Here is a 6458-nt window from a genome sequence, read left to right as displayed (position 1 = left end):
CGACGTCATATGGCGTCATTGCCGCATGAGAGCGGCATGAATTGAGACCCTGCGCCGAGGCGCGGGGCAGAAACGCGTTGGTACTCCGCCCGGAAAATCAAAATGGGCGGATGAGCAGCTAATGCGGCGAGTTTTTCAACGATATCGGCCGAAAGCGGCCATCGCGCCGTAGCCAACGAGCATCTGCTGGCCATAACCGCAATCCTCCTCAATCCCTATAGCCCGACCCCTCCCGATCCAGCACCCGCCTGACACTCTCCAGATGCATCCGCGCACTCTCCGGGTCGCCCTCGCGCATCTGCCGTACCGCAGCCGCCGCCACCTCGGGCGTAACAGGCAGCAGGCGGCGGCCGGTGCTCATGGCTTTGAGCTGCACTTCGGCGGCGCGTTCGAGGTAGTAGAGATCGTCCCAGGCCTCGGCGATATTGGGGGCGCAGACCATGACGCCGTGGTTTTTCATGAACAGGATGTCGTTATCGCCGAGGACGGCGGCGATGCGGTCGCCTTCGCGCTCGTCGAGCGCCAGGCCGTTGTAATTCTCGTCGACGGCGACGCGGCCGTAGAATTTCAGGGCGGTCTGGCCGGCGAAGATCAGCGGCTCGCCTTCGACCATGCTGAGCGCGGTGGCGTTCGGCATATGGGTGTGGAAGGCAGCACCAACGCGGGGCGACATCTTGTGCAGGCGGGCATGGATGAAGAAGGCGGTGGCCTCGGGCACGCCGTCGCCGGCGACCACATTGCCCTCGAAATCGCAGATCAAGAGCGACGAGGCGGTGGCTTCCTGGAAGGCGAAGCCCAGGCGGTTGACGAGGAAGAGATCGGGATGGCCGGGGACGACGGCCGAGAAATGGTTGCAGATCCCCTCCTCCAGGCCGAGCCTGGCCGCCATCCTGAGGCAGGCGGCGAGATCGGCGCGGGCCTTCCAGATCTCCTCGCTATCGAGCGGGATGTTGCGCAGGATGGCGGGGCCGCCCTTCGAGAGATTGAGTTCGTGCGCCATGTCTGCCTCCGCAATATCCGTTAGATCCAGCCGGCGGCAGCGAGCACGCCGGGCACCTTGTCGAGCGCAGGAACCACCGCGTTGGCGGCGTAATCGGCGAGCGGCTTGCGCCCCGTGCCGCGATCGACCCAGACCGTACGAAAGCCGAGTTCGCGGGCGGCGGCAAGGTCGAGATGCGGGCTGGCGCAGATATGCACCAGATCATTGATGCCGATGCCGAGCTCTTTCCAGGCGTGACGGAAGATCTGCGGCGACGGTTTGTAGGCGCCGGCCTGTTCGGCGGTGATGACCCGGTCGACATGGCCGCCGAGCTGGGCGACGTTGCCCGCGATGATCGCGTCATCGGTGTTGGAGATGATGGCGAGGCGGAAACCGGCCGATTTCAGCTGGCCGAGCGTTTCCACGACTTCCGGGAATGGCGGCATCTTGCCGATCGAGGAGGTCAGGATCTCGGCATCGTCAGGCGTAAAGCTTAGGCCGAATTCGCCCATCGCCTTTTCCAGCGCCAGGGCGCTCACCTCTCTGAACGAGCGGTGCGGGCGCTCTTCCTCCAGCGCATGCTCATGGCGGTCATAGGTGGCGATGAAGGCTTTCTGGTCGATATCCCCGCCCTTGGCGGAGAGGATGCGATCCATCGCCGCCAGCAGCCCCTCGTCCCACTGGATCAGGGTTCCGTAGCAATCGAATGTCAGCCAGCTCGGCCGGGTGCCTGGAAGCGTCATCTGCGTCATCTCCGTTTGTGCCGCCAGATTGACAAAGCGCGCGGTCATTGAGAAATTAAATATGGAAATTTCTCTCAGTGAAAAATCGAATGAGCTACGGATTCGACCTCGATCTTCTCAGAACCTTCGCAGCCGTTATCGATTGCGGCGGCTTCACCAAGGCGGCCGAGCGGGTGCATCTGACGCAATCGACCGTCAGCCAGCAGGTGAAGAAGCTGGAGGCCAATCTCGGCCACACGCTGCTGCTGCGCGACAAATCGACGGGCGGGGTGCAGACGACGGAGGCGGGCGAACTGATGCTGAGCTATGCCAGACGGCTGCTTTCGACCGCCGACGAAGCCTCCGAAGCGATGCGCAAACCGGCAGCGCCGAAGACCGTTCGTCTCGGCGTTCCCGAGGATTTCGCCGGGCGGCGGCTGATCGATCTGCTCTCCGGGTTCTTGGCGGCTTCGCCGCATATAAGGCTGGATACGGTCAGCGGCTGGAGCACGGAACTCAAGCGGCTGCTCGATGCCGGCGAGATCGACCTGGCGCTGATCAAGCGCGAGCCCGGCGATGGCGCCGCTTTGGCGAGCTGGAGCGAAGAGCTGATCTGGGTGGAAGGCGGGCAGCCGAGCGCCGGGAGCGACCCGGTGCCGCTGGCGGTATTTCCCGTCGGCTGCATCTATCGCGACCGGGCAATCCGCGCCATCGAGCGCAGCGGGAGGCGCTGGCGGATCGCCTATACCAGCCAGGGGCTGATGGGCGTGCAGGCCGCCGTCGCCTCCGGCCTCGGCATCAGCCTGCTGCCCTCGGATGCGGTGCTGCCGGAACACCGGCTGCTCTCTGCCAGGGACGGCTTCGAGCCGCAGCCGAATTCGGAACTGGCACTGGTCAAGGGACGGACGCGGCTTTCGGCGGAGGCGAAATTCCTGGGCGAGTTTCTGACGGATAACCTTGCGCCCTAGTGATGCGGCAGGGGCGAGCCTCAGCCCGCCCCTTTGCATTTGGATATCAGCCGAACTTCTCGGTCGTATCGGCCTTGCCCTTCACCCAGTAGCCCGAGGCCTTGATCCAGGCGAGCGGGTAGCCGCGCTCCTCGGTCAGATAGGCGCGGATGGCGCGGACGACGGAGGCTTCGGCGGCGACCCAGACGAGCGTCTGCGGGGCGATGTCGATGCCGCTCAGCGCCGCGATCAGTGGCGCGGCATCGGTGGCCTCCGACAGCGGGCGGTGGATCCAGCGCGTGGTCAGCGCGGCTGCCGTCTCAAAGACCTGCTGCTCTTCCGGTCCGGCGACGGCGCCGAGCAGGGTGATGACGCTGCCTTCGCCGCTTTCCTCGATGCGCCGGCCGATCGCCGGAAGTGCGGTCTCATCGCCGACCAGGAGCCAGCGCTTCACCTTGCCGGAGATGACGGCCGAGCCGCGCGGGCCGCCGATTTCGAGCGTGGCGCCCGGCTTCGCGTCGATCGCCCATTGGGTGACCGGACCGGCCTCATGGAGGGCGAAATCGATCGTCAGGCTGCGGGCGGCGTTGTCGTAGCGGCGCGGGGTGTAATCGCGGCGTTCCTCCTCGCCGTCCTTACCCGCTACGATGACCTTGATATGGTCGTCGGGCGCCAGGCTGACGAAATCGGCGAGGTCTTCGCCCGTGAGCACGACGCGGCGCATGCCGGGGGTGATGTCGGTGACGCTCTCGGCGACCAGCGAACGGCGGCGCAATTCATGCCTGACCCGCTCGATTTCGGGCGCGGCATTGGCGTTGTTTGCAGAATTGGTGTTGTTATCCATCTTGTCCTTCTTGGGGCTCATAGAGCTCGATCCGCAGGACATGGTCGCGCAGATCGAAGCCGCAGAGCCGTTCGATCATACGCGTTGAGTGACGTTAACGCTTACGTGACCGGGCAAGCGCCCGGACATTGACGAACCGGCTTTAACCGACAGAGCCCCTCGCAGCAAGACGGACGGCGCAGCGAATATCCGATGTTACTAAGATTTAACTTTTGCAAGGCCGATCATCCGGGTCAGATATTGCGCATATAGGCATTCGAAAGCAGATGGAAAAGACGATGGACGCCAAGATCCGCACGGTTCTCGACACATATGAAGAGATGATCGCCAAGGAGCGCGCCAGCCCCCGCATCGAGCCGCCCGGCGGGCGGGATGGCGGGCAGGACCGGCGGATGCGCGCCGTCGGCCCGGAGACCGGCCAGTTTCTCAACATTCTGGCCAAAAGCCTCGATGCGCCCGTCATCCTGGAGCTCGGCACCTCCTTCGGCTATTCCGGCATCTGGCTGGCGGAAGCGGCGCGCGCGGCGGGCGGCAGGCTGATCACCATGGAAATGCACGGCTACAAATCCGCCTTTGCGCAGGAAATGGCGGAGAAGGCCGGGCTATCCGCGCATATCGACTTCCGGATCGGCGATGCCGTGAAGATGATCGGCACGCTCAAGACGGGCGTCGATTTCGTGCTCGTCGATCTCTGGAAGGATCTCTACCTCCCCTGCCTCGAGGTCTTCTATCCCCGACTCAATCCCGGCGCGATCATCGTCGCCGACAACATGATCCGGCCCGGCGACGACGATGTGAAAGCCTATCGCCGGGCGATCCGCGCCAAGCCGGGGATTTCGAGCGTGCTATTGCCTGTGGGCAGCGGGCTGGAGATCAGCCGGTACGAGCCCTAGCGGAAGGTGGTCTCCATTTCCGGCCGATACCCCTCCTCGCCCCAATGCTGCATCCGCGCGGCTCGCCGCGGCGGGTTGTAGTGGCGGGCGAGCGCCAGGAGGGCGGTGCGCAGCATCAGCTTGGCGGAGCGGACGGGCCATTGGCGTTCGCGCTCCACGGTTTCCAGACCCTTCATGAAGCAGCAGATATCGAGGGCGGCGCCTGACAGTTCCGGCCCCATCGCCTCAATGGCGCGGTTGACGGCGATGCGGGCGGCTATCGCGCTGGCGGCGAGATCGGCCATGCCGCCGCGCTCGCCCTTGCTGCGGCCGGAAAGCCGCGGCTGCCAGGAGGCGGTGACGCGCGGCTGCAGCTGGGCGCGGGTGAAATCGGCATGCAGGTGTTCGCCGGCGGCAAGCGCTTCGCGCGGCAGGAAGGGCTCGCCGTTCCTGTCCTTCAGGCGGGCGAGCGAGGCAAGCGGTGATTCCGCTTCGTTGACCCTGAGCGTCTCGGGCCTACCATCGATGTCGCGGGTTGCGCGGGCGATATCGCCATGCTGCTCGATGAAGGCCTCGTCGCGTTCGGCCAGCGCCCGGCGAAGATAGGCGCGCGCTGCCGGCGCCAGGCTGGCGCTGTCGCGCGCCATCGTGGCAAGGCCGCGGGAGACGGCTTCGGAAAGCAGGCCGGACGGGATTTCATGACGGCCTCCACCCTGATGGAGGGCGACGGTTTCCGAGCCGAAGCGCTCCAGCCGAACCTCGCCTTTTGCCAGGAAGCGCAGCATTTTCAGCATCTGCCTGTCGCTGCTCGTGGTTTTCTCAGTCATGGGCTGCTCCTTCCGGAAAGCGGAAGACGGAGACGACGGTGCGCTCGATGGCGGAGACGAAATCGTCGAAGGCCGGGTCGTCGCGGCGCTGCTCGACGATCATGCAGGCATGGGCGACGGTGGTGCGATGGCGCCCGAAGCCTCCGGCGATCTCCTGCTGCGAAAATTGCAGCGCGGTGTGGCAGGCATACATGGAAATCTGCCGGACATGGCAGAGCATGCGGCGGCGATCCCGCCGCTCCAGCATGCGGCTGCCCGCGATCATCACCATCTCGGCGGTGATCTTCTGGGCGATGCGGCAGACGATGCGCACCGGCAACGACACCGATGGCGGACGCGGCTCAGGCGGTGGAGCCGGCGGCTCGTCGTCGATGATCGGGCGAAGGGCTGTTTCGAGGCGGTTGCGCGGTAAAGGGATTTGAGTGTGCGGCATGTGAAACTCCCGGAAATAGGAATTAATTCACACACGATAAGAGAAGAATGCGCGAAGCGGAAGACCGATGCCGCAACTTTTTCGTGCCTTTGGCCTTGATGAACCTTAACCTGCTGAAATTGAATTTGGATTATTTTCCTATATCGATCGTGCCGCCGACGGCGCGGGAGATGGGCTGCCGGAGAGCAGAAGCCGGATGCCGAGGCCGACAAGAACGATGCCGGTGAAGCGCTCCTGCCAGGAGAGCAGTTTCGGAAAGCGGTGAAGAACATTGCCGACGGTTCCCGATGCCAGTGCCACGCCGCCGAGCGAGAAGATGCCGACCAGTTTCTGGATCGATCCAAGGACCAGCAACTGCAGCCAGACCGGCCCGGCATGAGGATCGACGAAGAGCGGCAGGAAGGTGAACATGAACAGCAGGGACTTAGGGTTAGTCAGGCTGTTCAGTGTTCCCTCGCGCACGGCCTTCCACCCTGACACCGGCCTGGATTTCAGCCTTGCTGCGGATTGATGGGCAAAGCTTGCCCATACCATCCTGATCCCGAGATAGATCAGATAGGCCGCGCCCAGCCATTGGAGGACATGCAGCGCAGACGGATAGGCGGCCACCAGCGATGCCAGGCCGAGGACCAGCAGGCCGACCTGCACGGCCCCGGCGACAAAGACCATGCCGACGACCGTCAGCAGCGCGGTCCTGCGCCCCTGCCCGACGCCGCGGGCGATGACCAGCATCATGTCCGGTCCCGGCGTGATTTCGAGGACGGCAAGAGCGATGAGGAAGGTCAGGAAGATCGAGGCGTCGGGCATGGTTTCGAGATCGCGGAGGGAGGAAAG

At 64.5% G+C, this 6458-nt stretch carries 8 protein-coding genes; 2 read left to right on the top strand and 6 right to left on the bottom strand.

The window, feature by feature from the left end; translation table 11 throughout:
• Positions 1-208: 208 nt before the first annotated feature.
• The gene (locus AC1DIJ_RS14140; RefSeq protein ID WP_112389893.1) at positions 209-1000 is read right to left on the bottom strand and encodes an aldolase; all 792 of its coding nucleotides are present in this window, start codon (positions 998-1000) and stop codon (positions 209-211) included.
• Between the two features lie 20 nt (positions 1001-1020).
• Complete coding sequence (locus tag AC1DIJ_RS14135) at positions 1021-1722, bottom strand: haloacid dehalogenase type II (RefSeq protein ID WP_112389905.1); 702 nt, start codon at positions 1720-1722, stop codon at positions 1021-1023.
• An 89-nt stretch (positions 1723-1811) separates the two neighbouring features.
• Here AC1DIJ_RS14135 and AC1DIJ_RS14130 point away from each other — a divergent pair, with 89 nt between their 5' ends.
• Positions 1812-2669 carry a LysR family transcriptional regulator gene (locus AC1DIJ_RS14130; RefSeq protein ID WP_112389892.1) on the top strand — a complete coding sequence of 286 codons (858 nt, stop codon included), beginning with the start codon at positions 1812-1814 and terminating at the stop codon, positions 2667-2669.
• 46 nt (positions 2670-2715) lie between these two features.
• Here AC1DIJ_RS14130 and AC1DIJ_RS14125 read toward each other — a convergent pair whose 3' ends face one another.
• Positions 2716-3492 (bottom strand): siderophore-interacting protein, encoded by a 777-nt coding sequence (locus tag AC1DIJ_RS14125; protein WP_112389904.1) that lies wholly within the window; start codon positions 3490-3492, stop codon positions 2716-2718.
• A 278-nt stretch (positions 3493-3770) separates the two neighbouring features.
• On the opposite strand from AC1DIJ_RS14125, the gene AC1DIJ_RS14120 reads away from it, so the two are divergent.
• On the top strand, positions 3771-4385 hold the full coding sequence (locus tag AC1DIJ_RS14120; protein WP_112389891.1) for a DUF1442 domain-containing protein: 615 nt from the start codon (positions 3771-3773) through the stop codon (positions 4383-4385).
• Here AC1DIJ_RS14120 and AC1DIJ_RS14115 read toward each other — a convergent pair.
• The 3 genes from AC1DIJ_RS14115 to AC1DIJ_RS14105 form a co-directional block, all read right to left on the bottom strand.
• Positions 4382-5191 (bottom strand): DUF6456 domain-containing protein, encoded by an 810-nt coding sequence (locus tag AC1DIJ_RS14115; protein WP_112389890.1) that lies wholly within the window; start codon positions 5189-5191, stop codon positions 4382-4384. The two genes, AC1DIJ_RS14120 and AC1DIJ_RS14115, sit on opposite strands and share 4 nt — an antisense overlap.
• Positions 5184-5624: a helix-turn-helix domain-containing protein gene (locus tag AC1DIJ_RS14110; protein ID WP_442207989.1), complete on the bottom strand. Its 441-nt coding sequence runs from the start codon at positions 5622-5624 to the stop codon at positions 5184-5186. The genes AC1DIJ_RS14115 and AC1DIJ_RS14110 overlap by 8 nt, the downstream gene beginning before the upstream one ends.
• A gap of 138 nt (positions 5625-5762) precedes the next feature.
• Positions 5763-6431: a LysE family translocator gene (locus tag AC1DIJ_RS14105; RefSeq protein ID WP_112389889.1), complete on the bottom strand. Its 669-nt coding sequence runs from the start codon at positions 6429-6431 to the stop codon at positions 5763-5765.
• Positions 6432-6458 lie beyond the last annotated feature (27 nt).

Source organism: Rhizobium sp. 10N427 (genome assembly GCF_056394605.1).
Note: the sequence above shows the minus strand (reverse complement) of the source record. Positions and strands in the feature narration are given on the sequence as shown.

Excerpts from the sequence above, each read along its gene's own strand:
- AC1DIJ_RS14140 (WP_112389893.1), bottom strand. The coding sequence starts at position 1,000 with ATGGCGCACGAACTCAATCTCTCGAAGGGCGGCCCCGCCATCCTGCGC.
- AC1DIJ_RS14135 (WP_112389905.1), bottom strand. The coding sequence starts at position 1,722 with ATGACGCTTCCAGGCACCCGGCCGAGCTGGCTGACATTCGATTGCTAC.
- AC1DIJ_RS14130 (WP_112389892.1), top strand. The coding sequence starts at position 1,812 with ATGAGCTACGGATTCGACCTCGATCTTCTCAGAACCTTCGCAGCCGTT.
- AC1DIJ_RS14125 (WP_112389904.1), bottom strand. The coding sequence starts at position 3,492 with ATGGATAACAACACCAATTCTGCAAACAACGCCAATGCCGCGCCCGAA.
- AC1DIJ_RS14120 (WP_112389891.1), top strand. The coding sequence starts at position 3,771 with ATGGACGCCAAGATCCGCACGGTTCTCGACACATATGAAGAGATGATC.
- AC1DIJ_RS14115 (WP_112389890.1), bottom strand. The coding sequence starts at position 5,191 with ATGACTGAGAAAACCACGAGCAGCGACAGGCAGATGCTGAAAATGCTG.
- AC1DIJ_RS14110 (WP_442207989.1), bottom strand. The coding sequence starts at position 5,624 with ATGCCGCACACTCAAATCCCTTTACCGCGCAACCGCCTCGAAACAGCC.
- AC1DIJ_RS14105 (WP_112389889.1), bottom strand. The coding sequence starts at position 6,431 with ATGCCCGACGCCTCGATCTTCCTGACCTTCCTCATCGCTCTTGCCGTC.